The organism is Pseudomonas protegens CHA0, assembly GCF_000397205.1.
Taxonomy (GTDB): Bacteria; Pseudomonadota; Gammaproteobacteria; order Pseudomonadales; family Pseudomonadaceae; genus Aquipseudomonas; species Aquipseudomonas protegens.
In genome coordinates this window covers 2,179,539-2,204,737 of record NC_021237.1, presented here as the reverse complement: position 1 = coordinate 2,204,737, position 25,199 = coordinate 2,179,539, and the positions used below count along the sequence as shown (strand labels likewise).

Here is a 25,199-nt window from a genome sequence, read left to right as displayed (position 1 = left end):
GACACTAGAGCCTAGAGATTATCGGTCTAATCCGTGGCTGGCACTCCCCGGGCATTTCTGTTGGAGTGAAGTCGCCGGGCCAGCCCTCGCGGCGGTCTGTAACAGCTTGGTCACCCGGCCATTCTAGAGTAAGCACACAACCTGATGAGGAGACAGGCCATGTCCTTGCAACACAGCAGCAATGACAAGATTCAAGTGATCCGTACCCAGCCGAACCAGTCTCTGGGGTGTGCCATCATCGACGCCCAGGGTCGCGAAGTACCTATTACTGAAGACATGATCCAGAACGCCTGCCGCGAACTGGAAAAGCGACTGGTCAAGCCTGCTCGGCAAGATTGACACACAGCCTCACGTCCTCTTGACCCGGCCTTGCGGCCGGGTTTTTTATGCGCGGTTTCAGGCTTCCCTGGCACCCAAGGCACGGACGATCCGGCTCAAGGCCGCGGACTCGCCCTGGATGCGCACTTCCAGGCCGTCGATCTCGCGGCGCTCCGGATAATGCTTGCGCAGACCATCGAAGGCACTGCGCTGCTGAGCTACATCATCCGACAGGCTACGGCGAAAATCCGCATCATCGCGACGCGGGTCATACACGGCACGGCAGATCATCGCCAGGGCCCAGGCCGGGTCCGCATTGGCATTCAGGCTGACCTGAGGCACCCAGGGCGCCGGCAGCAAGGCCGACAGGCTGACCTGCTCGGCCTGCCCGAGGAAACGGCAGTAGGCCTGGTAGATCTGCGCCGTGCCCCGTTGCTTGCCGTCCAGGCTGTAACCGGCGATATGCGGCGTCGCCAGCACGCAGAGGTCCGCCAGGGAAGCATCCACCGTCGGCTCCTCTTCCCAGACATCCAGCACCGCCTGCAAGTCCTCGCGCTGGCGCAGCACCTCAGCCAGGGCCCGGTTATCCACCACTGGGCCACGGGCCGCGTTGATCAGCCAGGTGCCGTGCCTGAGCCGGTTCAGCCGCTGGCGATCCAGCAGGTGCCAGGTGGAGTCTTGACCGCTCTTGGTCAGGGGTGTGTGCAGGCTGATGACATCGCAACGCTCGAGCAACTGCTCCAGGCTGACATAGTCGCCGCCTTCCGCCGCCTGCCGCTGCGGATCGCAGACCAGCACATTCCAGCCCAGGCCACGCAGCACCTCGATCAGGCGCCCGCCCACTTCACCGGCACCGACCACGCCATAGCAACGCTGCGCCAGGTCCACGCCTTCGATCTCGGCCAGGGTCAGCAGGCTACCCAGCACATAGTCCACCACACCCCGGGCGTTGCAGCCCGGGGCGCTGGACCAGGTGATCCCGGCCTGCTGGAAATGCTCCAGGTCCAGGTGATCGGTGCCGATGGTGCAGGTGCCGACAAACCGCACCGGGCTGCCTTCCAGCAACTGGCGGTCGACCTGGGTCACCGAGCGCACCAGCAACACATCTGCCTGCTCCACGGTCGCCCGGTCGATGGCGCGCCCGGGGAAACGCCGGATCTCGCCGAAACCGGCAAAGAACTCTTCGATCAGGGGGATATTTTCGTCGGCAACAATCAACATGGCAGGCTCCTCTGGCGGAGCCGCAGTGTAGGCGCAGATGCCAGGCCGGGCTAGCGCGGCATGCGCGCGAACCGGCATTTTCACCACTCCCGGCGCTTACAAATCCACAACACGGGATGTTTTCCTGACTGAGATGTCAACGCGTAGACTGTCGCGTCCTGCGCAACACCACCTATGGACGCTACGCCCCGTGAATTCCGTGACTGACTCCCCTGCCGCCACCGCCACCAGCCGCCCTGCCCGGGTCGGCCGTGAACTGCATGACCTGCTGGTACTGGCCCTGCCCATCATGATTGCCCAGGTGGCCACCACCGCCATGGGCTTTGTCGATGCCGTGATGGCCGGCCGGGTCGGCCCGCGGGATCTGGCAGCCGTCGCCCTGGGCAACTCGATCTGGATTCCGGTGTTCCTGCTGATGACCGGCACCCTGCTGGCCACCACGCCCAAGGTGGCGCAGCGCTTCGGCGCCGGCAACCTGCACGAGATCGGCCCGCTGGTGCGCCAGGCACTGTGGCTCGCCGTGGTGGCCGGGATCTCGGCCCTGCTGATACTGATCAGTGCCGAGCCGGTGCTGCACCTGATGAATGTCGATCCGGAACTGATCAAGCCCTGCATGGGCTACCTGCACGGCATCGCCAGTGGCTTGCCGGCGGTAGCGCTGTACTACGTGCTGCGCTGCCTCAGCGATGGCCTGGGCCGCACGGTGCCGAGCATGGTCATCGGCCTGGGAGGCCTGGCCCTGAACATCCCCATCAACTACATCTTCATCTATGGCCATTTCGGTGTACCGGCCATGGGTGGCGTCGGTTGCGGCTGGGCCACGGCCATCGTGATGTGGGCCATGATGCTGGGCATGGCCGGCTGGATTTTCTGGGCACCGGCCTACCGCAAGATCCAGTTGTTCAGCCGCTTCGACTGGCCGCAAGGGGCGATGATCGGGCGCTTGCTGAGCATCGGCCTGCCCATCGGCATTGCAGTGTTCGCCGAATCGAGCATTTTCGCGGTGATCGCCCTGCTGATCGGCAGCCTTGGGGCCACGGTGGTGGCCGGGCACCAGATCGCCCTCAACGTCAGCGCCCTGATGTTCATGATTCCCTACTCCCTGGCCATGGCGGTGACCGTGCGGGTCGGCCAGGCCCTGGGCCGCCAGCAACCCCGCAATGCGCGCTTCAGCGCCGGCGTCGGCATGGCCACGTCACTGGCCTACGCCTGCCTTTCGGCGAGCCTGATGTTCTTCCTGCGTGAGCCCATCGCCACCATCTACACCACCGACCCGATGGTGATTCAGGTCGCTTCGATGCTGATTGTGTATGCGGCGCTGTTCCAGTTTTCCGATGGCATCCAGGTCACGGCGGCCGGCGCATTGCGCGGCTACCAGGACACTCGGGTGACCATGATCCTGACCCTGTTCGCCTACTGGGGGATTGGCTTGCCGGTGGGCTACGCGCTGGGCCTGACCGACTGGTTCGGCCCGGCGCGGGGCCCGAGCGGCCTGTGGGAAGGCCTGATCGTGGGCTTGAGCTGCGCGGCGCTGATGCTGTCGATCCGCCTGACCCGCAGCGCGCGCAAGCAGATCCGCATCAGCCGCTCGGCGGGTTAATCGAGCTTCTTGCGGATCCAGTAGAGGTAGGTACCTGCCTCTTCCTGCTGCGCTACCAGTTCATGGTCGAGAAACACACAGAACTTGGGAATGTCGCGGCGGGTGGAGGGGTCGGTGGCAATCACCTTCAACAGCCCGCCCGGCGGCAGGTCGCGGATGTGCTGGTGCAGCATCATCACCGGCTCCGGGCAGTTGAGGCCGGTGGCGTCGAGGGTGCCGTCAACCGGCGTATCGATAATCTGGCTCATGAATCACTCCTGAAACTGGCCGGCATTGTCGCGCAATACCGCCATCGGTTCATCTGTTGCTGTCGTTCCACGGCCCCGGTCCTGCCGTAGGAGCTGGCTTGCCAGCGAAGGCATCCTCACACCTTGCACCAGTGTGGGGCCTTTTTCGCCGGTAAGCCGGCCTCTACCAGGAAGCGGGTGGTGTTGCAGGTACTACGCCGATTTGGGCTTTTTCAGATCCAGGCGCCGCAGGTGGCAGGTGACTTCCTCGCGGTCGTGGTACAGCTGCTTGCAGCCAATGGCCACGCGAATGCCCCGGGCCTTGAAGCCTTCTTCGATGCGCTCCAGCAAGCGCTTCACTTCGGCATAGCGCTGCTTCATCGGCAGCTTGAGGTTGACCACCGCCTCGCGGCAGTGCCCCTCGCCGATCCAGGTCTCCAGCAGCGCGGCGTTGCGCGCCGGTTTCTCGACGATGTCGCAGACCATCCAGTCCACCGGCTGCCTGGGCTTGTAGGTAAAGCCGTCCGCCATCAGGTGCTGCACCAGGCCGGTGTCCATCAGGCTTTCAGCCATGGGGCCGTTGTCCACGGCGGTCACCAGCATGCCGCGGTTGACCAGTTGCCAGGTCCAGCCGCCCGGGGCAGCCCCCAGGTCGACGCCGGTCATGTCGCCATGCAGACGCTCGTCCCACTGGTCCCGAGGAATGAAATGGTGCCAGGCCTCTTCCAGCTTCAGGGTCGAGCGGCTCGGCGCTTCCCGGGGGAATTTCAGCCGTGGAATGCCCATGGGCCACATGGCCGAGTTGCCGGCATCAGCCAGGCCGACGAAGACTTCCCGACCGCTCTTGAAGGTCAGCAACAAGCGTGGCTTGGTCGCGTCGTCCACCAGCTTGCCGGCCGCGGTCAGGGCCTTGCGCAGGGGGGCTTCGAACTTCTTGCAGAAGTTGGACAGCTCCTTGCCATCGTTGGTGTCCACCACTTCCAGCCACAGACTGCCGCACTGCGGGAAGTTGGCCAGGTAGGCAAGGATCACGCTGATGCGGTCGGTTTCCGGCAGGTCGATGAAGCCGCCCCGGGCCCACTGCCGGGGAAAGATCAGCTCCGGGAAGCGCAGGCCCTGCATCAGACGCTGGGCCCCGTCGTCCTCGGTGCAGATGAACTCGGCGCAGGCGGTGCTGGGCTTGGCCTTGGCATAACCGGCGACATTCAGCCGGGCCGCGTGGTCGGCGATCTCGGAGCAGACTTCGCCCTCGAAGCCGGGCCGGCAATGGATAAACAGGGTGTTCATTGAATCTCCTGGGCAAATGGCGATGAATCGATGCGCAAACCTGCCCTGTAGCAAAGCCTGTCACGAAAACCGGCGCATGATAACCGAGTTCGGAACCTTGGACTGAGCCCAGCAGTCCAGTGATTAGCCATAAGCCCCAAACAGAGCTAGGTTAACTCTCTGTCCGTATCACAGGCCCGTAGCCGTGCGGGCCACAAGGAGTCATTCAATGCCATCCCTCGATAGCCTGAAAACCCTTAAGACCCTAAAAGTCGACGACAAGACTTATCACTATTTCAGCCTGCCGGACGCCGCCAGGAGCCTGGGTGATATCGACACCCTGCCCATGTCGCTGAAAGTCCTGCTGGAAAACCTGTTGCGCTGGGAGGACGACAAGACCGTCACCGGCGCCGACCTCAAGGCCATCGCGGCCTGGCTCAAGGAGCGCCGCTCCGACCGCGAGATCCAGTACCGCCCCGCACGGGTGCTGATGCAGGACTTCACCGGGGTGCCGGCGGTGGTCGACCTGGCCGCGATGCGCGCCGCCATGGCCAAGGCCGGTGGCGATCCGCAGCGGATCAACCCGCTGTCACCGGTGGACCTGGTGATCGACCACTCGGTGATGGTGGACAAATTCGCCAGCAGCAGCGCCTTCGAGCAGAACGTCGATATCGAGATGCAACGCAACGGCGAGCGCTATGCCTTCCTGCGCTGGGGCCAGAGCGCCTTCGACAACTTCAGCGTGGTACCGCCGGGCACCGGCATCTGCCATCAGGTCAACCTGGAATACCTGGGGCGCACGGTCTGGACCAAGGACGAGGACGGCCGCACCTACGCCTTCCCCGATACCCTGGTGGGCACCGACTCCCACACCACCATGATCAATGGCCTTGGCGTACTGGGCTGGGGCGTGGGCGGGATCGAAGCCGAGGCGGCGATGCTCGGCCAGCCGGTGTCGATGCTGATTCCCGAAGTCATCGGCTTCAAGCTCACCGGCAAGCTCAAGGAAGGCATCACCGCCACCGACCTGGTGCTGACGGTGACCCAGATGCTGCGCAAGAAAGGCGTGGTCGGCAAATTCGTCGAGTTCTACGGTGACGGCCTGGCCGACCTGCCCCTGGCGGACCGTGCCACCATCGCCAACATGGCACCGGAATACGGCGCCACCTGCGGCTTCTTCCCGGTGGATGACATCACCCTGGACTACCTGCGACTGTCCGGGCGCCCCGACGAACTGGTGAAACTGGTGGAGGCCTACAGCAAGGCCCAGGGCCTGTGGCGCCTGCCGGGCAAGGAGCCGGTATTCACCGACAGCCTGGCGCTGGACATGGGCACCGTGGAGGCCAGCCTCGCCGGCCCCAAACGGCCGCAGGACCGGGTTGCACTGCCCAACGTTGCCCAGGCTTTCACTGACTTCCTCGACCTGCAGTTCAAACCCACCAGCAAGGAAGAAGGCCGCCTGGAAAGCGAAGGTGGCGGTGGTGTGGCGGTGGGCAACGCGGACCTGGTGGGCGAAGCCGACTACCAGTACGACGGCCAGACCTATCGCTTGAAAAACGGTGCCGTGGTGATCGCGGCCATCACCTCCTGCACCAACACCTCCAACCCCAGCGTCATGATGGCCGCCGGCCTGGTGGCGAAGAAGGCCGTGGAAAAAGGCCTGCAACGCAAACCCTGGGTCAAGAGCTCGCTGGCTCCAGGTTCCAAGGTGGTGACCGACTACTACAAGGCTGCCGGCCTGACGCCTTACCTGGACCAACTGGGCTTCGATCTGGTGGGCTACGGCTGCACCACCTGCATCGGCAACTCCGGCCCGCTGCAGGAGCCGATCGAGAAAGCCATCCAGCAGGCCGACCTCAGCGTGGCCTCGGTGCTGTCGGGCAACCGCAACTTCGAGGGCCGGGTGCATCCACTGGTGAAAACCAACTGGCTGGCCTCGCCGCCCCTGGTCGTGGCCTATGCCCTGGCGGGCACGGTGCGCATCGACATCAGCAGCGAGCCTCTGGGCCAGGGCAAGGACGGCCAGCCGGTGTACCTGCGGGACATCTGGCCCAGCAGCAAGGAGATCGCCGACGCCGTGGCCCAGGTCAACACTCGGATGTTCCACAAGGAGTACGCCGAAGTGTTCGCCGGGGATGCACAGTGGCAAGCCATCGAAGTGCCGCAGGCCGCCACCTATGTGTGGCAGGACGACTCCACCTATATCCAGCACCCGCCGTTCTTCGATGACATCGCCGGCCCGCTGCCGCAGATCACCGATGTCAGCGGCGCCCGGGTACTGGCCCTGCTGGGGGACTCGGTGACCACCGACCACATCTCCCCGGCCGGCAACATCAAGGCCGACAGCCCGGCTGGCCGCTACCTGCGGGACAAGGGCGTGGAACCGCGGGACTTCAACTCCTACGGCTCACGGCGCGGCAACCACGAAGTGATGATGCGCGGTACCTTCGCCAACATCCGCATTCGCAACGAAATGCTCGGCGGCGAGGAAGGTGGCAACACCTTGTACATTCCCACCGGCGAGAAGTTGGCGATCTATGACGCAGCCATGCGCTATCAGGCCGACGGCACGCCGCTGGTGGTGATCGCCGGCCAGGAATACGGCACCGGTTCGAGCCGCGACTGGGCGGCCAAAGGCACCAACCTGCTGGGAGTCAAGGCAGTGATCGCCGAAAGCTTCGAACGTATCCACCGCTCCAACCTGGTGGGCATGGGCGTCCTGCCCTTGCAGTTCAAGCTGGACCAGAACCGCAAGAGCCTGAAGCTGACCGGCAAGGAAACCCTGGACATTCTCGGCCTCAGCGGTACGGAACTGACGCCGCGGATGAACCTGACCCTGGTGATCACCCGTGAGGATGGCAGCCAGGAGAAGATCGAGGTGCTGTGCCGCATCGACACCTTGAATGAAGTGGAATACTTCAAGTCCGGCGGGATCCTGCACTACGTTCTGCGGCAACTGATTGCCTCCTGACGCTGCCTGAAAAAAACACCGCCTTCGGGCGGTGTTTTGCATTGGGCTGCCGTGCCAGGACGAGGCGGTTATACTGCGCCCCCGCCAAATCTGACTCACCGGTCGCAATGGCGACTACAGATCCGGCGCAGTACTACGTCTCTGCAATACCCATTCTTACGCAACAAGGATTCCCCATGACTGCTCTGCCATGGATGTACCTGGCACTTCTTTCCATTGGCTACGCACTGGCCCTGAGCTACGGGCAACTGGGCCTGCTGGCCGCCCTGTCGATCTTGCTGCTGTTGGCTGCCGGCTTTGCCGTGCGCCAGCAACGCAGCCGCGTCGGCCAGTACCTGGGCCACGGCCTGTTCGTGGTGCTCGCCCTGGCCCTGGCCATGCACTGGCTGCCTGGGTTCTACAATGGCCGGGCCATCGACCCGCAACGCTTCACCGACGATGCCGTGCCCTTCTCCCTGTACCTGAACCAGGACAAGCCGCTGATCGGCTTCTGGCTGCTGCTGGTATGCCCGTGGATTGTTGCACGCCGCCCCCTGCGCCTGTCGATCTGTGCCATGGCGCTGGCGTTGACCCTGACGGCAATTGCCGCATTGGGCGGCGCTGCGTTGTTGGGCGTCATCAGTTGGGCGCCGAAGTGGCCGGAACAGGCTTGGCTATGGGTTTTGAATAACCTGCTTCTGGTGACGCTGGTGGAGGAAGCGCTATTTCGCGGGTACATCCAGGGCGGGTTAAGCCGTCGGTTCAAGCAGTTGCCGTATGGGGAGAATCTGGCGCTGTTTTTGGCGGCGTTGCTGTTCGGGTTGGTGCACTTAGGTGCGGGATGGCAATGGACGTTGCTGGCGACTATTGCTGGCGTCGGGTATGGACTAGCGTATCGGTTCGGGGGGTTGGGGGCCGCGGTTGTTACGCATTTCGGGCTGAATTTGCTGCATTTTGGGTTGTTTACTTATCCGATGTTGGCTTGAACCTGCAGCGTCAAAAAACGTTCAAAGCGCATGCTGCAAGGCCCAGGCACGCACCAAGATTGATATAGTGTCAGAAGGATTAACAAGCGCCATTTTATTGAATGTGCAAAACGGACTCTAAGCCATCGAAGGAGAGGCGGTGTGACGGCGAAAAACGTACTGGTTATTGGGGGCGCCGGTTATATAGGTTCTCACATGGTGAGAATGCTGACTGAAGAGGGCTTGGGAGCCGTCGTGCTCGACGACCTGAGTTCCGGGTTTGCCGACACCGTGCCTCAGAGCGTGCCTCTTATTGTCGGGGACGCTGGTAATCGCGAACTCCTCGAGCAAATTTTTCAGGAACATGAGATCGACGCAGTAATGCATTTTGCTTCCTACATTCAAGTGGGGGAATCGGTCCTGCAGCCTGCGAAGTATTACGAGAACAATCTGAGCAAGACCCTCGCCTTGCTGGCGAGCATGGCGCACCATCAGATCAAGAACTTCATATTTTCATCTACTGCGGCCATTTTTGGGAGCCCTACCAACGGCGCTATTTGCGAGGCTCACCAAACCGTTCCGATAAATCCTTATGGCCGATCCAAGCTCGCAGTCGAGCAGGTTCTACCTGATTACGAACAGGCCTACGGTATACGTCACGTGTGCCTGCGGTACTTTAACGCTGCAGGCGCTCAACCAGACGGTTCGCTAGGCGAGCGCCATGAGCCGGAAACGCACTTGATACCTTTGGCAATCAATGCCGCCCTGGGCAACGGCCCTTCGCTGAAAATTTTTGGCGATGACTATTCAACTGCCGATGGCACATGCGTGCGCGACTACATTCACGTCTGCGACATAGCCGCCGCCCACCTGTCGGCATTGAATCATTTGCGAAATCAGGGCGACTCCCTGAAGCTGAACCTGGGGAACGGCGCCGGCTATAGCGTTAAAGATGTTCTGAATAGCGTGCAACGAATCACTCGCCAGGCAGTTCCTCATGAGTTTGTAGCCAGGCGCATGGGCGACCCATCAGTGCTCGTCGCGGACTCCGCACAGGCAAGGAAGGCTTTGAACTGGACCCCACGTTACCCTGCTCTAGACGATATCATTGCCCATGCCTATGCATGGCATTCGTCCATGTAACGCAAATGACGCAATCTTTTCAGAATTAAGGATGAATCAATGGCAGGGCCAACATTATCTGTAGTCATTCCTTGTTATAACGAGGAAGACGGGATTCTCGAGTTGCACCGACGAGTTACCGCCGTCTGTACAGAGCAACTTAACGATGACTACGAACTCGTCCTGATCAATGATGGATCCAGGGATTCAACGTGGAAAATCATGCAGGATCTGTCGCAAATTGATCGCCGCGTGGTTGCCATCAATCTCTCACGCAACCATGGTCATCAACTTGCATTGTCAGCCGGCTTGCAACTCTGTCGGGGCAATCGGGTTTTCATCCTCGACGCCGACCTTCAGGATCCTCCAGAACTGCTATCAAAAATGATGGAACGAATGGACCACGGATGCGACGTTGTCTACGGCCAGCGGATTAAACGCGACGGCGAGACGATGTTCAAAAAGGCTTCGGCTCACTTCTTCTATCGCATGCTTAACCGGATGGTAGACATCGACATCCCTGCAGATACCGGGGACTTCCGCCTGATGAGTCGTCGAGCCGTCGACTTGCTGAACGGAATGCCTGAGCATCATCGCTTTATTCGCGGAATGGTCAGTTGGATCGGTCTTAAGCAAGAAGCCCTTCCCTATGAGCGCGCAGCACGATTCGCCGGGGAAACAAAGTACCCGTTGTCGAAGATGATTAAGTTTGCAATAGATGCAATCACCGGATTCTCTGTACGCCCTTTGCGCATGGCATCGTATTTAGGCATTGGCTTCGGGGCGGCCACAGTACTGCTATTGGGTTATGTGTTGCTTCACTACTTCACAGGCAACAGTGTAGAAGGATGGACATCCCTGGCAGTGATCATGCTGGCGCTGGGCAGCATGCAGTTATTTGTTGCTGGTGTCATGGGAGAGTATTTGGGAAGACTCTATATAGAAACCAAAGGCCGACCTTTGTTTATTATTCAAGAGATAGTCTCATCTCTGGACAAGGAGATCAAAACGGAGCCCAACAAGGAGACATCGAATTGAGCGATAATATCAACCCGGATAAAGATCAACGCGTACGTGCCGAATTCGATCTACTTGCTGACGAGTACCATGATCAGCATAAAGAGAACGTCGCAATTACCGGCGAAAACCCGGAGTTTTTTTCTGAATACAAAATTGCAGACTTGGCAGCGCTAGTAGCAGATCAAAAACTGCCCTCGGCCTCTGTTTTTGACTTCGGCAGCGGTATCGGAAACTCATTACCCTTCTTCAGAAAATATTTCCCTGGCAGTGCGATTACTTGCGGGGATGTCTCATCTCGCAGTATTGAAATCGCAAAAATCAGATTCCCCGGTGACGAAAGATACGTACAGATTGAAAACACTATCCCTTTGCCTACACACAGCCAGGATATCGTATTCACAGCTTGCGTCTTTCACCATATACCGCACGAAGACCATGATCACTGGTTAAAGGAGTTGCTACGCATCACCAAACCAGGAGGAATTCTAACGATATATGAGCATAACCCGCTGAATCCACTGACCGTAAAAGCGGTGAACACCTGCCCCCTTGATGTAAACGCAAAACTGATTCTGGGGCGGACTATGGCGAAACGCGCAACTGCCGGTGGCTGGGCAAAACCCAGCGTTGACTACAAACTTTTCTTTCCGGCCTTCTTGAGCTATCTGCGCCCGCTGGAGCGGAAGTTGAATTGGCTCGCACTAGGTGCTCAGTACCGTATGTCTGCGCGAGCGCCAGAATGATTGCACTGGCCATTCAGACGATGAAATTCTTACTTGTCGGCGTGTTAAACACGCTGACAGGTTTGGCCGCTATCTATGCAATCATGTACTTTACATCCCTCGGCCCGCTGACGGCTAATGCTGTGGGTTATGCCGTAGGCTTGGCCATTAGCTTTATCCTGAATAGCATCTGGACATTTAAAAGCACGAACCCTGCGAGGCACTCGTTCCCTAAATATATACTGTGCGCCATTATCGCCTATTTATTGAACGCAGCTGCAGTGTTACTCGCGTTAAACGCCCTGAAAATCAATCCTTACATTGCGCAACTCTGTGGAATAGTAATTTACAGCACCGTGATGTTCATCGCCTGCAAATTATTCATCTTCAAAAATAACGCAAGTTAAAAAAACACAAGGTACATTCCAGGATGCAAGAAGCATTGCGCCAAAACAAAAAGCCATTACTAAAAAAACTGGGAATTTACATTGGCCTTCTGATAATTCTACCGATGGTGCTAGGCTACTATGTTCTAGGGCTTAACCATTGGGACATGTCGATCCCTATGATATATGGAAATGGGGATGACATATGGCAATTGACCCTGACGAAAGTATTAACCGATACGGGATGGGTGCTTAGCAATCCATTCCTAGGAGCACCAGAAGTTGCAAGCTGGCATCACAATGCCGCCGCACAAACCAGCGCACTGCACTCAGTCATCATGCTGGGTCTAAACTTTTTTATCAAAGACCCAATTTACCTTCAGCAATTCTACTACCTGCTAAACTTTTCATTGATCGCACTCACATCTTTCACTGCTTGCAGACTGCTTAATATCTCTAGGCTCTGCGGGGTTTGTGTCGCCTTCCTATTTGCCTTTACTACCTTCAGAATAAATTTTCTCATTTACTCTTTTATACCCAATTATTTCATAGTTCCTCTTGCCCTCGTTTCTGTAATATGGACTCTACAGGGAAAATTTGATCACATACTTTTGGCAGCCCCCAAAAAACTTATAACTGATCGTTTTTTTCTGCTCGGCGCACTTTTCATTTTACTCATAGCGATATCCGATGGGTACTACGCGTTTTTCATACTACTCACACTCGGATTTTCAGCTGGTGCCCGAGCTGTATTGGTGGACTGGAAAAAACCTATCCTGCTTACCCCCTCTACCATCTATATTTTGCTGCTTGTCGCAGCGTCATTACTGATACAGCTACCACTCTACACTTACAAAAAAAATCATCACAGTGAGTTTTACCCCACGGGAAATACAGCGGATCCCGTGTTGATAAAGCACCCTTTTGAGGCTGAAGTTTATAGCACAAGCCTGAAGCAACTTATCGCTCCCGCCACCAATCATAGAATACCGTCAATCGCAAAAGCAGGAGAGAAAATCCTAAGCTCTAATACCGCCGCAAGAAAATACTCATCCGTTGCCGCAGTCTCTCTCGGCCTTTTGGGATCACTATTACTTGCGGCAGCACTCACCGCTCTAGCACTTCCCATACTCAGAAAAGCTGACACCTCCGCCACAACCAATAATCAATTGAGCTTGATCGACACCCTACTCCCCTTAATCCTATTTTCATTGCTGTGCTGCATATTTGGAGGCATTGGCACTCTGATAGCTTTGATATTCCCTACCATCCGTGCCTATGATCGTTTCGCCGTACTCCTTATTTTCTTCCTACTATTATTCGGCGCCCGAATAGCTGATGGATGGCGAGATCGCAAAGAACAAAAAGGACGAATGATCGCTTCAGTACTGATTCTAACTATTACTATCGTAGGACTGTTCGATCAGATCCCTGCGACTTCGAACCGCAGAAATCAACCCTTTGCAGATCAGTATAAAGCAGAGCGCAATTTCGTTAGCCAGTTAGAACAGACCATTCCAAAAAACTCAATGGTCTATCAATACCCTTACGCTCAATATTTACGCGAAAGCCCTTACTACGGGTGGGGCGCTTTTTCCCAAGTCCGCCTTTACCTAAACTCACACACAATTCACTGGAGCAATGGTGGCGCGAAAAATAGCCCAGCAGATGACTGGAATTACAGGATATCTAAACTCACTTTCACGCAACAACTGACCGAAATCGAAGCATTGGGTTTCAAATCTATTGTAATCGACCGAACTGTCGTCAAAGGCGAGGAGTATTCGGCAATTCACCAAACCTTACAGGCGCGTAACTACAAGGTAGTCGAGGACGACGCGAGCAATCTTGCCTACGCACTCCTGGATGATCCTGGATACCGTATACACTACGAACCTGACTACAAAAATATCAGCACTATTGAAATCAATTCAAAAGAAGCGGCAAACAAAAATCTTTACCCTATATTGTTAAACCGGGACATGCTTGTCGCCTTTATCCATAGTTACCCTGGAAACATCCCAGTTACTGTCGACAACAAGACGCACCCAGAATTATTTCTGGACGGATCAGTATTAACAAAGGGCACGGGTGATTCTGCGATTACTCCACTTGAAGCCATGAAAGGCAGTCTCTCCTGCACCCGAGAAGAAGGTACATCTTCATATAAAAACCTGACATTGACTTTAACCAATGAAAGTAACTTCAACTGGAGCATAGGGGCAGGACAATTCCCGATAAAAATCGGATATCACATTGAAAGAACAGATGGAGCAGTCACTCAATGGGACAATGGATATCGTGCATCGAGTAATCGCGTTCTACCGCCGGGCGAAAGCGAGACGCTAACAGTCCCTCTCAGTGCCCTCCAGTTACCGAGCGCTAGCAAGACCGAATCATCACAGTTACGATTCGCTCTGGTACAGGATGGCAATGCCTGGTTCTCTAACATCAGTTGCACTATTCCGCTTTGATGGCGAGCGTTGCCCCCTAACGGCCAGAGATCCAGCTGAAGGCAGTGCTCGTCCCCCACAGATCTTTAGATCCGATTAAAGCCCGGCCCTGCCCCCCCACGGGATCAGAGCCGGGTAGAGTAAGCAGCAGTGCTCACGATTACTCATGTGATAAAGTTTCGCACTCTGGGGAGAACCACCTCCTAACGGTTGCTCCTATTGCTCACGGCCTCCCGAGAATAAAATTAAATCGCCCCGGACTCTCTAGACACCTTGCAAACTCATTGCGTAACGCTTTTCAAACTCTACCGGCGACAGTTGTTTGTTGAAGCCATGCCGACGTTTAACGTTGTAGAACATCTCGATGTAATCGAACACATCACTACGAGCATCTTCCCGCGTGGTGTAGGTTTTCCGCCTGATCCGTTCCCGTTTCAGAAGCTGGAAATAGCTCCCGGCCACAGCATTGTCATGACAGTTGCCTCGGCGACTCATGCTGGCAATCAAATTAAAGCTGCGCCAATCGGAGCTGCTGTACTGGCTACCTGGCCGAAATGAACCATCACCTCTTGCTTCGGTTTACGCCTCCAAACCGCCATCAACAACGCATCAATAGCTAGATCACTGGTCATCTGCGACTTCATTGACCAGCCAACGACCTGACGAGAAAACAGATCCAGCACCACCACCAAATACAACCAGCCTTCATACGTGCGAATGTAGGTGATGTCGATGCCCCAAACTTTGTTGGGTTCTACGGCATCGAACTGGCGCTTCAGCAAATTGGGCGAGGCGACCGCTGGCTTACCGCCGTACTTTACCGGGCGACGTCGATAACCTGTCTGAGAGCGCAGTCCCGCAAGACGCATTAGCCTCGCCACACGGTGCCGACCACAGTCTTCACCGACCTCGCGCAGATCGTCATGGATTTTGCGACAGCCATAAACGCCGCCGCTCTCCAGCCAGAAATGCTTGATCAAACCCACCAGTCGCTGGTCGTCTTTGGCACGTACAGATTGCGGCTCAGCCAGCCAGGCGTAATAACCGCTGGGATGGACTTTCAGCGCCAGGCAAAGCCGTCGAATCGAATAGTCGCCCGCGCGCAGCTTGATAAAGGCGTACTTCAGCCGCACTCCTTGGCAAAGTATGCGGCGGACTTTTTTAATATGCCTGCTCTTCAGTGACGCGCTTGAATTCCGCTCGCAGGCGACGCAATTCAGCGTGCTGATCATCATCCTGCTGCCGTTCTACTTGAGGTTTGCTGTAGCGCTTTATTCAGGCATAGAGGCTATGCGTCGACACGCCGAGACGGGCAGCTACCTCAGCAACGGGTAGCTTGTTTTCGGTCACTTGATTGACTGCTTGGATTTTGGATTCTTCGGGATAACGTGGGTTGCTCATGGCACCTCCTGATTGGCCTCATTCTAAGGCAAAGAGGTGCCTACGAAACCCGGAGCGATTCACATCATTTTTTGTGGCGAAAACTACTCCGTGCAGAATTTGGTTAATCCATCCTAATTCCGAATCCGGAACGAAAAACAGATCAAAAAAGTCATTTTCACGGTTAGAATCCCCCCCATAAACTGAGTAACCACAAGGATTTTTCCAAGACATGAAGTACCGTTCAGATATTGATGGACTCCGGGCGATAGCCGTCCTGAGTGTGGTGATTTTCCATTTGAATGTCGGATTACTTCCTGGCGGATTTGTCGGGGTCGACATATTTTTCGTGATTTCTGGCTACCTTATTTCGAAGATCATCTACGCAGAGACTAGCAACGACTCATTCTCCATCGCGAATTTCTACGTAAGACGAGCACGCCGGATCCTGCCTGCCTTTCTGTCGGTGATAGTCACAACATCGATTGCCGCCTATTGCCTACAGTATCCAAGTGAACTTGCAAACTACGCAAAATCCGCTATCGCCTCAGCGCTTTTCTCCGCAAACATCTACTTCTATGCCACCCTCAATTATTTTTCGCCCTCCGCGGATGAGATTCCGCTTCTGCACCTTTGGTCACTTGGTATCGAGGAGCAATTCTATATCTTCTTCCCGTTAATCATCCTGGGACTTTCGAAAGTTTCAAAACGGTTGATACCCGCAACCATCGTTATCATGCTGGCTGTATCGTTGTTTTTCTCGCAGCAATTACTCTCTACAAACCCAACCGCGTCGTTTTATCTTCTGCCGTTTCGTGCATTCGAGCTTCTTATCGGGAGTTTGATTGCACTTCCCGCGCTACACCTAAAAAAACCTCCGATAATCTCGCTATGCCTGTTTGCGCTGGGCATGGCCGGATTGGCTTACCCAATATTCTTCTACAATAGTCAAACCCCGTTCCCTGGAATCGCCGCAGCCCTACCGTGCTTAGGCGCAGCGCTCATTATCATGGCTGGCGAGCAAGGCGACAGGATGTCGATGCTCTTGGGCTCCCGACCGATGGTATTCGTGGGAAAAATATCGTACTCCCTGTATCTCGTTCACTGGCCTTTGATTGTATTCGCCAAACGCGCATTCCCTAATGCAGACAAAGAGATCGCCGCACTGGTGATTTTTGCAATGGCCATTCTTTTAGCTTGGTTAAATTACAAACTGATTGAGCAAACTTTCCGTTACGCAAAAAAGCAATGGACGCCTGCACACATCTTGTCAGTCGCATCTATGTCTCTTTGCCTAGTGGTAGCCATAGGATGGTTCGTCTCACACAAACACGGCTTCCCCTCATCTTCCCAAAGTCGAATCGATCAAGTGCTTACGACGATGTCCTACAATCCAACCAAGGATTATCAAGCAGGGGAATGTTTTCTAGACCCGGATCAAGATCCCGCTAAAACGGACCTCCTACGTTGTGTGCCCTCTGGAAAAAATAAAACGGCGCTTCTTTGGGGAGACAGTCATGCCGCACACCTCTATATGGGGCTACGTAAAACACTTGGCGAACATAACATCTCACTTGGGCAGTTAACGGCCTCAGCATGTGCTCCGATTCTAGGCATGGATATGCCGGCACGCCCTTACTGCAAGAATGCAAACGAAATATTCTTAAAAAAAATCGAGGCCGCTCGACCCGATATTCTAATCATTACTGCCGGCTGGCCGATATCGCCCGAATACATGGCGTCCTTAGATCGAACGCTGGATAAAGTAGACACCTTGAACTTGACTAAAGTGGTTGTAATAGGTGAAGCGCCACTTTTCAAACGCAGCGTTCCCTTGATCATGATTGAAAGGATAAAAGGCAAGATGTTCAACTTCAACTCGTCAAATGATGTTGATTGGGAGGTCATGCAACGGTCCGAGGCTGCCGTCAGTGAGGTGGTCTCTCATCACAACCGTATTGCTTATGTATCACTGACAAAAGCGGTATGCCCTAACGGGTCCTGCCCAATGGCATCTCCCGATGAAAAACCCCTGATCTATGACATCGTGCACCTGACACCAGAAGGATCAGGTCTATACGCCAAGGAAATAACACCGTTGATCGTAAATTAACGCCTCAATACGTTATCAATACGACTTTAGTCATCGCAAAAGTATCCAGTGGCGAACAGGATGTTCGTGTGAGATATCTGACCACGTTACCGCAGGCCCAGCCCGGACTATCGAGAGCCTCATCAGTTTCGGGCAGACCTGTGGGGGTACCTCCCAACGAACACCTGGCGCGCCCATGATCAAAGAAAATCCATCGCGCGACTACGACCTGATATTTGACGCTGACAATCTGAACTTGTCTGGCTCAGGCTGTGTCTTTACCTGAACAAACATGGCCTTTAGCAGAGCAATGTCAGAAGGTTAACGTTTACGATGCAGCGTCCACTGGACTCACCCCAACCCGATCAGCGGCCAGTGCCGCGTCAGTGGGCAAAATGTGCCAATGCCCTTGTCGGGGAGGAAAAAAAAATACGACGTGGTAACATCGCCGATGTAACGCAGCACCTCTGCAGAAGGGCTACAGGAAGAGGCGGTTGCCACAACCGACCTCACTGTTACCCTTCCCCCATACAGACCCTCTAGGCAGCGCGAGATGAGCTAATGTCTTGGTTTTGATTAAAGTAGGTCGCTGGTGAACGATACAAAGTGGGCAAATAGCCATCAACCCAAGTTTACCGAATGGCACTTTGACAGGATACAAACCCACAGTCCTCCGACCAGAGTGGACAACAGAAAACGGAGCGCGCAATTACCGTGCCGGGATTAATAAAGGCGACTTTCGACCTGAGCTCCCCTTCTGAGATGAGTGTGTTGTACGTGGGGCAAAAAGGCTTGCTTGACCGCACGCTGCGCAGGGTACCGATAACTTACCTTGATGGCGGCGCAGGACGAACGGATGCAGGGTGAAGGTGAATTTGCGAAGCTTTCCAAATAATTAGGATGATCAAATGTCTGCAACAAGCGTCAAGGCATCAGTACAGGGTTCCGTACCACACTTCGCCGGAAAAAAAGTTTGGATTACAGGGCACAAAGGAATGCTTGGCTCTGCTGTAGTCCGGAATTTTAAAGACGAGGATGCCCAACTACTGCTGACGTCTAGGGCCGATTTGGATCTTACCAACCAGGCTGCTGTATACGATTGGATGGCAGAGCACCGCCCGGACTATATCTTTCATGTCGGCGCCAAGGTCGGCGGCATTCATGCCAACGCAACGCTGCCTGCATCGTTCATTTACGACAACTTGATGATTCAAACGAACGTCATCTCTGGCGCTCACAAGTTCGGGACCAAAAAATTACTCTTTGTCGCCACCAACTGCACCTATCCCAAAAATGCAGCACAACCTATTACCGAAGAGACGCTACTCACGGGCCCTTTGGAAGATAGTATCCGCGCGTACGCTGTCAGCAAAATTGCTGGCATTGAAATGTGCCGGGCCTACCGCAAACAATATGGCTGTGACTTCGTCTCCGTTATCCCGCCAAATCTTTATGGCCCCGGCGACAACTACCACTCTCAACACAGCCATGTCGTTGCGGGAATTCTCCGTCGTACGCATGCGGCCAAAGTCCTGCAGCAGAAAGAGTTCGTCGTTTGGGGCGATGGCACTCCACGACGCGAGCTCCTGCATGTTGACGACCTTGCCGACGCAATGAAGTGCGTAATGCTCGCGCCAACCACTGACGACCTCTACAACATCGGCTGTAATCACGATATCGCCATCGCCGACCTTGCTGCGATGATTGCGGAGGTCGTCGGCTATGAGGGAAAAATCGTTTACGACACGAACAAACCAAATGGCACTATCCGCAAGCTACTGGATAGCAGCAAGATTAGAGCGCTTGGATGGAAACCTAAAATTGATGAAAAAACAGGGCTCAAAAGCGCCTACGAGGACTTCTTGAACTTGCTTGAGTCGCCGACCCCGGACGCACGTATCGACATCTGATGCAAGCACCGCAGGCGAACCGTCATCTTTTAATTTCCTACATTTGGATCCAATGTAATGAACAATGATTTCCCTCTGCCCGAGGGTTTATTTGGTCGCTTCGGAGTTGTAAAACTTTGGCCAGGTATTAAAACCGCAGAAGATGAGTGCATCGCACGTCTGAAGCTGGCAGCCAAAGCCATTGGGGTTGAATGCGTTGAAATCCTCGCCGATGGCGGCTTCGTCTCCGCTCCGGACATAAAAGCGTCCAAGGCGAATGTCGATTTTGTGATTCACCTCCACTACGACACCCCAAAGCGCTACGACGCATTTTCCTTTGTCGCACTCTGGAACCCGCTGAAGTTCTACCATGAGTGGGGCTATCAACGTTGCTCGCGCAACCTGACCACGCACGATGACTTCCTCAGTTGCAGCTCCATTGCCGCCGATGACCATGTGGCCCGAATGGTACGTGGCGCTACGACGCACTTACCCGCACACTTCAAGCTGTACCACTCCACCCCCCAGATCGTACATGAACCTTCGTTGGGTGACGGCAAACTGTTCTACGCCGGTATTAACTGGGAAGCGATCGTCAGCAGTCGTCAATCGCGCCAGCAGGAAGTGCTCAAGCGACTCGACCCTACCGGTCTGCTGAAAATCTACGGCCCAACTATTTTTCAGGGCGTACGTGTCTGGGAAGGTTATCAGAGCTACGTTCGAGAGATTCCGTTCGACGGAAACTCCATGATCAACGAGATCGCCAAAGCGGGGGCGGCACTGGTACTGTCCTCCCAGGCCCACCGCGACTCGGAAATGATGTCGAACCGTCTGTTCGAAACCATTGCTGCTGGCACCCTTGTCATCTGCGACGAGAATCCTTTCGCGCAAAAATTCTTTGGCGATTCACTTCTTTATATCGACAGCCGGTCTCCGATGGAGCAGATCTACGGCGATATCACAGCCCACCTCAGCTGGATAAAAAGCAATCCCGAAGAGGCCATGGCCAAGATCAAAAAGGCACAGGCTATCTTCAACGGCCATTACTCGCTGATCGGCAGCTTGAAGGAACTGTACAGTGGCTTGAAGGAGCGCAAGCAACAATTAGTCACACGACATCTTGGGACCGAAGGCGAAAAAACACATATCAGCCTAAACCTCTTGATGCCCGAGTACTCTACTGCGGCTCTGAAAGCACACGTCGAAAGTGTCCGCCATCAGGATTACAGAAACTTCACCGCCACGCTGGTCATCGATAAGGTAATCGCTGGCAGCCTGAAACCGGAAATTTCAAGAATCCTCAGCGCCTCGCCTATCCCGATTCAGATAAAGGAAGTTGAAGCCTACAGGTACGGCATTCATCCTGGAATCAAGAGCAAACGTCCGCTAGGAGAAATTCTTCAGGAACTGGTAAACGACGCAGCGGAATCCGACGCGATCATATTTGTCGCACCGAATGAAAAGCTGTTCTTCAACCACCTGACCGTTCTAGCTGGCGCCTTGCAACGCGACGATCAAGTGAACTGCGCGGCAACCGCGGTGATCATGGACGATGGTCACTCGCCCGTGCATACCGTTCACGAGTTGATCGACTTTGGTCATGTGGACGCTGCCGGCCCACCCGGATATGGCCGCTTCATTTTCAGGACTGCGTCGCTCCCTGCCGACCTGGGTATCGCACTCCATTATCTTGACGGGCGGCCACTGGCGGCAATGATCAGCGGTAAAATCAAGCACCTGCTGCCTGCTACCGTCACATTGGATATCCGTCAGTCGTTCCCCGAAAGAACTTGGGATGAGGCCGCCGAAACCGAACTAATCAAGGATTTCAATCCTGGAGTACTTAAGGTTTCGGCAGGGTTCTACATGCCTGAAGTACCCGCCCCTGTCGTCGTAGAGTCGCCGCGGCAGCACATCGCCCGGCTGTTCCTTAACAAGGCATGGGTCAAGGCTCAGATCCAGGCGATCAAGACCCAAGGCTTCAGGGCTCGCTTTGAAATACTGAAGCGGAAGCTGAGATGAACCCGCACTCACCCGCCCCCGTCTCGCTGTTGTCACTGATCAAAAGCGTTTGGTCAAACTGGCACCTGATCCAGCAAATGACCAAACGGGATGTCATCGGACGATACAAAGGTTCGATGATGGGTATTCTGTGGTCATTCGCGAACCCGATACTGTTGCTGGTGATTTACACGCTGGTCTTTTCAGTCGTGTTCAAGGCTCGCTGGGGAACTGGCGAGCCTGGCAGCAAAGGTGAGTTTGCGATTCTGCTATTCACCGGAATGATCGTTCACAGCTTGTTTGCCGAGACATTGACTCGGGCCCCCACGCTAATTTTGAGCAACGTAAGTTACGTAAAGAAGGTGGTCTTCCCTCTGGAGATTCTCCCTATCATTGCCATGGGCACCTCCTTCTTCCACGCGTTGGTCAGTATTGGCGTATTGTTGGTCGCACAACTTCTGGTTCACGGCACCATCCCCTGGACAGTCGTTTTTCTGCCACTGGTGATAGCACCGCTGATCGTGCTGTCTTTAGGCCTGGCCTGGATACTTGCATCGCTTGGGGTGTATTTACGCGATGTCGCCCACCCCATTGGTCTGCTTATGACCTTGCTGCTGTTCGCCTCTCCGGTTTTTTACCCCATTTCCGCTCTACCCGTCGAAATCCAACCTTGGCTGATGCTCAATCCCCTCACCTTCATTATCGAGCAAGCCCGAGCGATACTAATCAGTGGTTCAATGCCTAACTTCGCTGGCCTGGCAGTTTATGCTGTTGTGGCCTTGAGCTTTGCTTGGGCGGGATATGGCTGGTTCCAGAAGACCAGAAAAGGATTCGCGAATGTCCTCTAATGAATTCGCAATTCGTGTGGAAGCCGTTTCCAAGCGATTCGAAATATTCGAACACCCTCGTGATCAACTCAAGCAATTCGTTTACCCGAGGTTGCGTCGCCTGCTCCGCAGGCCAAGTCGTAACTACTTCAAGGAATTCTGGGCTCTTCGCGAAATTTTCCTTGAAGTTCGCAAAGGCGAGTCCTGTGCAATCGTCGGACTGAACGGCAGCGGTAAAAGCACTCTCTTGCAAATCATCACCGGCACCCTCACCCCCACTACAGGTAAGGTGAGCATCAACGGTCGTGTAGCTGCTTTACTTGAACTGGGGTCAGGCTTCAATCCTGAGTTCAGCGGCCGCGAAAATGTTTATATGAACGGAGCACTACTGGGCTTCAGCCGTCGTGAAATCGAAGCAAAAATACCCGACATAGAGGCGTTTGCTGATATTGGCGAGCACTTCGAACAAGCCGTTTCATCGTATTCCAGTGGCATGCAAATGCGTGTCGCCTTCGCCGTTTCGACGGCGTTCGAGCCCGACATTTTGATTATTGATGAGGCGTTGGCGGTAGGCGATGCCTACTTTCAGCAAAAGTGTTTCCAACGCCTGGAAAGCTTTCGCGCACGCGGGGGGACGTTACTGTTCGTGTCCCATGATGCCAACACGGTCAAACACATTTGCAACAAGGCTTTGCTACTGAGCCATGGCCGAACACTCAGTTTTGGTGCACCTCGAGACGTGATCGATTTGTATCAAGGGTTGGTCGCCAAAAAAACCGACATGAGTAGCGGCGAGGTATCTATCGATCAGAGCATTGCTCCTGCAACTGAGAGCCTCGAAGCGATTGAGCGCCCCAAGGCGTGGACAAAAGCTACAACCATCACGACCAACGGCGACGCCGAACTTATCGACTTCGCCCTCCTGAACGCCGAAAACCAGCCTGTCACCCACATTGAAAGCGAAACTCAGTTAACCGTTCGATACGTGGTTAAACTGAACAAGGACTTCGAGCGCCCTGCCTATGGCCTTATAGTCAGGGACCGTTTGGGACGCTCGATATTTGAGACCAGCACTTTTGCCTTGCAAATGCCCGAAGCGCCATGCGAAGAAGGCGCCCAGGTCCTCGTAAGATTCAACCTCAATCTGAATCTAAAGGCGGGTCAATATTCATTTTCGGTGGGTGTTGCAAATAAAGGTTTCTCTAGAAGCGAATTTGAAGAGTACAGCTTGCTAATGCATGACGTTGAACAGCTGCAGGTTACAGAATCGCCGCTGGCAGCGTTCTATGGCGGGATTTTCAATATGCACCCGGTTGTCTCAGTGGATTTATTGGAAGAAAAACAAAATGTCTGATCTCAATACACTGTCCCAACAGCTCGCAGAAGCCCTGCAAGAATTGAAGGCTTTGAGCGAGCGTCAGATTCACTTTGAAACGATTCTTCTGAACAAAGGCCTTTCGACTGAGGACGTAGGAAGTTTTAACCCCCTACTACGTCGCAATTTCGTCAGCAATGCTGACGCAGCCCAACAAAAGCACTTGATGCATACGTGGAAACATAACTCCCCAAGAGTGCTTGAGCCTTCAGACTTGGTGGAAAGCGGGTTTCGTGCGTTTTCGCAAAATGATGAAGACGGAATCTTGTTGCGCTTATTCACACATATTGGCTGCACCAATCGCTATGTCATCGAAATTGGCAGCAACTGCAGCGATTCTGATGTGGGGATTCCGGAAAACCTGTCGACAAATTTGCTGGTCAATCATGGCTGGCATGGAACAATTTTTGAACTCGATGCAACTGAGTGCAGCAGAATGCGTTACTTTTTCGCGCGCACAGCTTCGACGCGGCATTACCATTGGACTCGAGAGGGCGAAACCGAATACTACTCGCCGAAGATCGTTCAGCAAGCCATTAGCCCGGAAAATATCAACGGCCTGCTTATGGCAAACAACCCGGAACCGGAACCCGACCTCTTCATCATCGACATCGATGGCGGTGACTTCGCAGTCATGGAAAACCTGCGTGACATCAGACCTCGCGTAATTGTCGTAGAGTTTGAAAAGCGCTTTCGCGAACGGCACAGCGTCGTCCAGCGTGACCGAGAGCAATTCAACCGTAGATGGCAGCAATCAGGGGCAGCAAGCCTGACCGCCTGGACGACCCTTCTGAAGCCAAAGGGCTACGAACTCTGCGCAGTGGGAACCTGCTGCTTCAATGCTTTCTTCGTACGCGAAGACATCGCCAAAGGCAATTTGACTGCTCTGAATCCAAAAGAAGCATTTGACTCCCATCCAGTATTTTCAGCGATTGATGATGCTTTCTGGCTTATGCCTGACGAAAGCTGGCAACCATTTTAAATTTGCACCTGCGGCAAAGGAATGGGCCTCAGTGGCGGGGCAGCATCGGAGGTGTAGCTTCTCGATCAGGGCCTGCAGAGACTAAATACAGAAATCTTGGCATACTTGCGTATATACGCCTATATTTGTTGTCGCTATATATAAACGATAGCAAGGACAGTTCACGGCAACGCTTCTGATGACTCGAATCAATGCACTTTAATATTTCAACCGCGTGAACAATCTAGCAAAACTTTTGCTTTTTTTTCGTAACCATCACAAACCTGTCTGTGATACTCGCCAGATCAGTTTACCTATACTCTTCTTTCGAAGAGAAACCTCGTGCCTAATCGATAACGAGGAATATTGCAGAGTGATACTACGCTGGTGCTTGCCAAGCGTCGCTGCGATAGCGTCACTCAAC

General features: G+C 54.7%; 18 protein-coding genes and 1 pseudogene. 15 read left to right on the top strand and 4 right to left on the bottom strand.

The features are described 5' to 3' along the window. Nucleotides 1-159: 159 nt before the first annotated feature. Nucleotides 160-339, top strand: a complete 180-nt coding sequence (locus tag PFLCHA0_RS09955; RefSeq protein WP_011060254.1) for a PA1571 family protein — start codon at nt 160-162, stop codon at nt 337-339. Nucleotides 340-396: 57 nt separating this feature from the next. On the opposite strand, the gene pdxB is transcribed toward PFLCHA0_RS09955, so the two are convergent. Then, nucleotides 397-1,539 carry a 4-phosphoerythronate dehydrogenase PdxB gene (gene pdxB / locus PFLCHA0_RS09950; protein WP_011060253.1) on the bottom strand — a complete coding sequence of 381 codons (1,143 nt, stop codon included), beginning with the start codon at nt 1,537-1,539 and terminating at the stop codon, nt 397-399. A gap of 190 nt (nt 1,540-1,729) precedes the next feature. On the opposite strand from pdxB, the gene PFLCHA0_RS09945 reads away from it, so the two are divergent. Continuing rightward, on the top strand, nt 1,730-3,139 hold the full coding sequence (locus PFLCHA0_RS09945) for an MATE family efflux transporter (RefSeq protein WP_019093726.1): 1,410 nt from the start codon (nt 1,730-1,732) through the stop codon (nt 3,137-3,139). On the opposite strand, the gene tusA is transcribed toward PFLCHA0_RS09945, so the two are convergent. Both tusA and rlmM read right to left on the bottom strand, forming a co-directional pair. Next, a complete protein-coding gene (gene tusA, locus PFLCHA0_RS09940; protein WP_011060251.1) occupies nt 3,136-3,387 on the bottom strand; it encodes a sulfurtransferase TusA in 252 nt (83 codons plus the stop codon). The genes PFLCHA0_RS09945 and tusA overlap by 4 nt on opposite strands. A 192-nt stretch (nt 3,388-3,579) precedes the next feature. Further along, a complete protein-coding gene (gene rlmM, locus PFLCHA0_RS09935; RefSeq protein ID WP_015634804.1) occupies nt 3,580-4,653 on the bottom strand; it encodes a 23S rRNA (cytidine(2498)-2'-O)-methyltransferase RlmM in 1,074 nt (357 codons plus the stop codon). Between the two features lie 208 nt (nt 4,654-4,861). On the opposite strand from rlmM, the gene acnA reads away from it, so the two are divergent. The 7 genes from acnA to PFLCHA0_RS31115 all read left to right on the top strand — a co-directional run bounded on the left by acnA (nt 4,862) and on the right by PFLCHA0_RS31115 (nt 14,271). Continuing rightward, nucleotides 4,862-7,603: an aconitate hydratase AcnA gene (gene acnA, locus PFLCHA0_RS09930; protein WP_011060249.1), complete on the top strand. Its 2,742-nt coding sequence runs from the start codon at nt 4,862-4,864 to the stop codon at nt 7,601-7,603. 176 nt (nt 7,604-7,779) lie between these two features. After that, nucleotides 7,780-8,568: a CPBP family intramembrane glutamic endopeptidase gene (locus PFLCHA0_RS09925; protein WP_015634802.1), complete on the top strand. Its 789-nt coding sequence runs from the start codon at nt 7,780-7,782 to the stop codon at nt 8,566-8,568. A gap of 141 nt (nt 8,569-8,709) precedes the next feature. Beyond that, the gene (galE, locus tag PFLCHA0_RS09920; protein WP_041752059.1) at nt 8,710-9,690 is read left to right on the top strand and encodes a UDP-glucose 4-epimerase GalE; all 981 of its coding nucleotides are present in this window, start codon (nt 8,710-8,712) and stop codon (nt 9,688-9,690) included. 39 nt (nt 9,691-9,729) lie between these two features. Further along, nucleotides 9,730-10,707 (top strand): glycosyltransferase family 2 protein, encoded by a 978-nt coding sequence (locus PFLCHA0_RS09915; protein WP_015634800.1) that lies wholly within the window; start codon nt 9,730-9,732, stop codon nt 10,705-10,707. Then, nucleotides 10,704-11,432 carry a class I SAM-dependent methyltransferase gene (locus PFLCHA0_RS09910; RefSeq protein ID WP_015634799.1) on the top strand — a complete coding sequence of 243 codons (729 nt, stop codon included), beginning with the start codon at nt 10,704-10,706 and terminating at the stop codon, nt 11,430-11,432. The genes PFLCHA0_RS09915 and PFLCHA0_RS09910 overlap by 4 nt, the downstream gene beginning before the upstream one ends. Then, nucleotides 11,429-11,818 (top strand): GtrA family protein, encoded by a 390-nt coding sequence (locus tag PFLCHA0_RS09905; protein ID WP_041752057.1) that lies wholly within the window; start codon nt 11,429-11,431, stop codon nt 11,816-11,818. The genes PFLCHA0_RS09910 and PFLCHA0_RS09905 overlap by 4 nt, the downstream gene beginning before the upstream one ends. Before the next feature lie 23 nt (nt 11,819-11,841). After that, nucleotides 11,842-14,271, top strand: a complete 2,430-nt coding sequence (locus PFLCHA0_RS31115) for a hypothetical protein (RefSeq protein ID WP_015634798.1) — start codon at nt 11,842-11,844, stop codon at nt 14,269-14,271. Between the two features lie 243 nt (nt 14,272-14,514). Here PFLCHA0_RS31115 and PFLCHA0_RS09900 read toward each other — a convergent pair. After that, a pseudogene (locus tag PFLCHA0_RS09900) lies at nt 14,515-15,651 on the bottom strand (IS3 family transposase). A gap of 211 nt (nt 15,652-15,862) precedes the next feature. Here PFLCHA0_RS09900 and PFLCHA0_RS09890 point away from each other — a divergent pair. The 6 genes from PFLCHA0_RS09890 to PFLCHA0_RS09865 all read left to right on the top strand — a co-directional run bounded on the left by PFLCHA0_RS09890 (nt 15,863) and on the right by PFLCHA0_RS09865 (nt 24,796). Continuing rightward, nucleotides 15,863-17,743 carry an acyltransferase family protein gene (locus tag PFLCHA0_RS09890; RefSeq protein ID WP_015634797.1) on the top strand — a complete coding sequence of 627 codons (1,881 nt, stop codon included), beginning with the start codon at nt 15,863-15,865 and terminating at the stop codon, nt 17,741-17,743. 887 nt (nt 17,744-18,630) lie between these two features. Further along, nucleotides 18,631-19,632: a GDP-L-fucose synthase family protein gene (locus PFLCHA0_RS09885; protein WP_041116927.1), complete on the top strand. Its 1,002-nt coding sequence runs from the start codon at nt 18,631-18,633 to the stop codon at nt 19,630-19,632. Nucleotides 19,633-19,689: 57 nt separating this feature from the next. Continuing rightward, nucleotides 19,690-21,633, top strand: a complete 1,944-nt coding sequence (locus PFLCHA0_RS09880; protein WP_015634795.1) for a glycosyltransferase family protein — start codon at nt 19,690-19,692, stop codon at nt 21,631-21,633. Next, nucleotides 21,630-22,460 (top strand): ABC transporter permease, encoded by an 831-nt coding sequence (locus PFLCHA0_RS09875; protein WP_041752056.1) that lies wholly within the window; start codon nt 21,630-21,632, stop codon nt 22,458-22,460. Before PFLCHA0_RS09880 ends, PFLCHA0_RS09875 begins: the two co-directional genes overlap by 4 nt. Beyond that, a complete protein-coding gene (locus PFLCHA0_RS09870; protein WP_015634794.1) occupies nt 22,450-23,793 on the top strand; it encodes an ABC transporter ATP-binding protein in 1,344 nt (447 codons plus the stop codon). Before PFLCHA0_RS09875 ends, PFLCHA0_RS09870 begins: the two co-directional genes overlap by 11 nt. Continuing rightward, nucleotides 23,786-24,796, top strand: a complete 1,011-nt coding sequence (locus tag PFLCHA0_RS09865) for an FkbM family methyltransferase (RefSeq protein ID WP_015634793.1) — start codon at nt 23,786-23,788, stop codon at nt 24,794-24,796. Before PFLCHA0_RS09870 ends, PFLCHA0_RS09865 begins: the two co-directional genes overlap by 8 nt. Nucleotides 24,797-25,199: the final 403 nt, after the last annotated feature.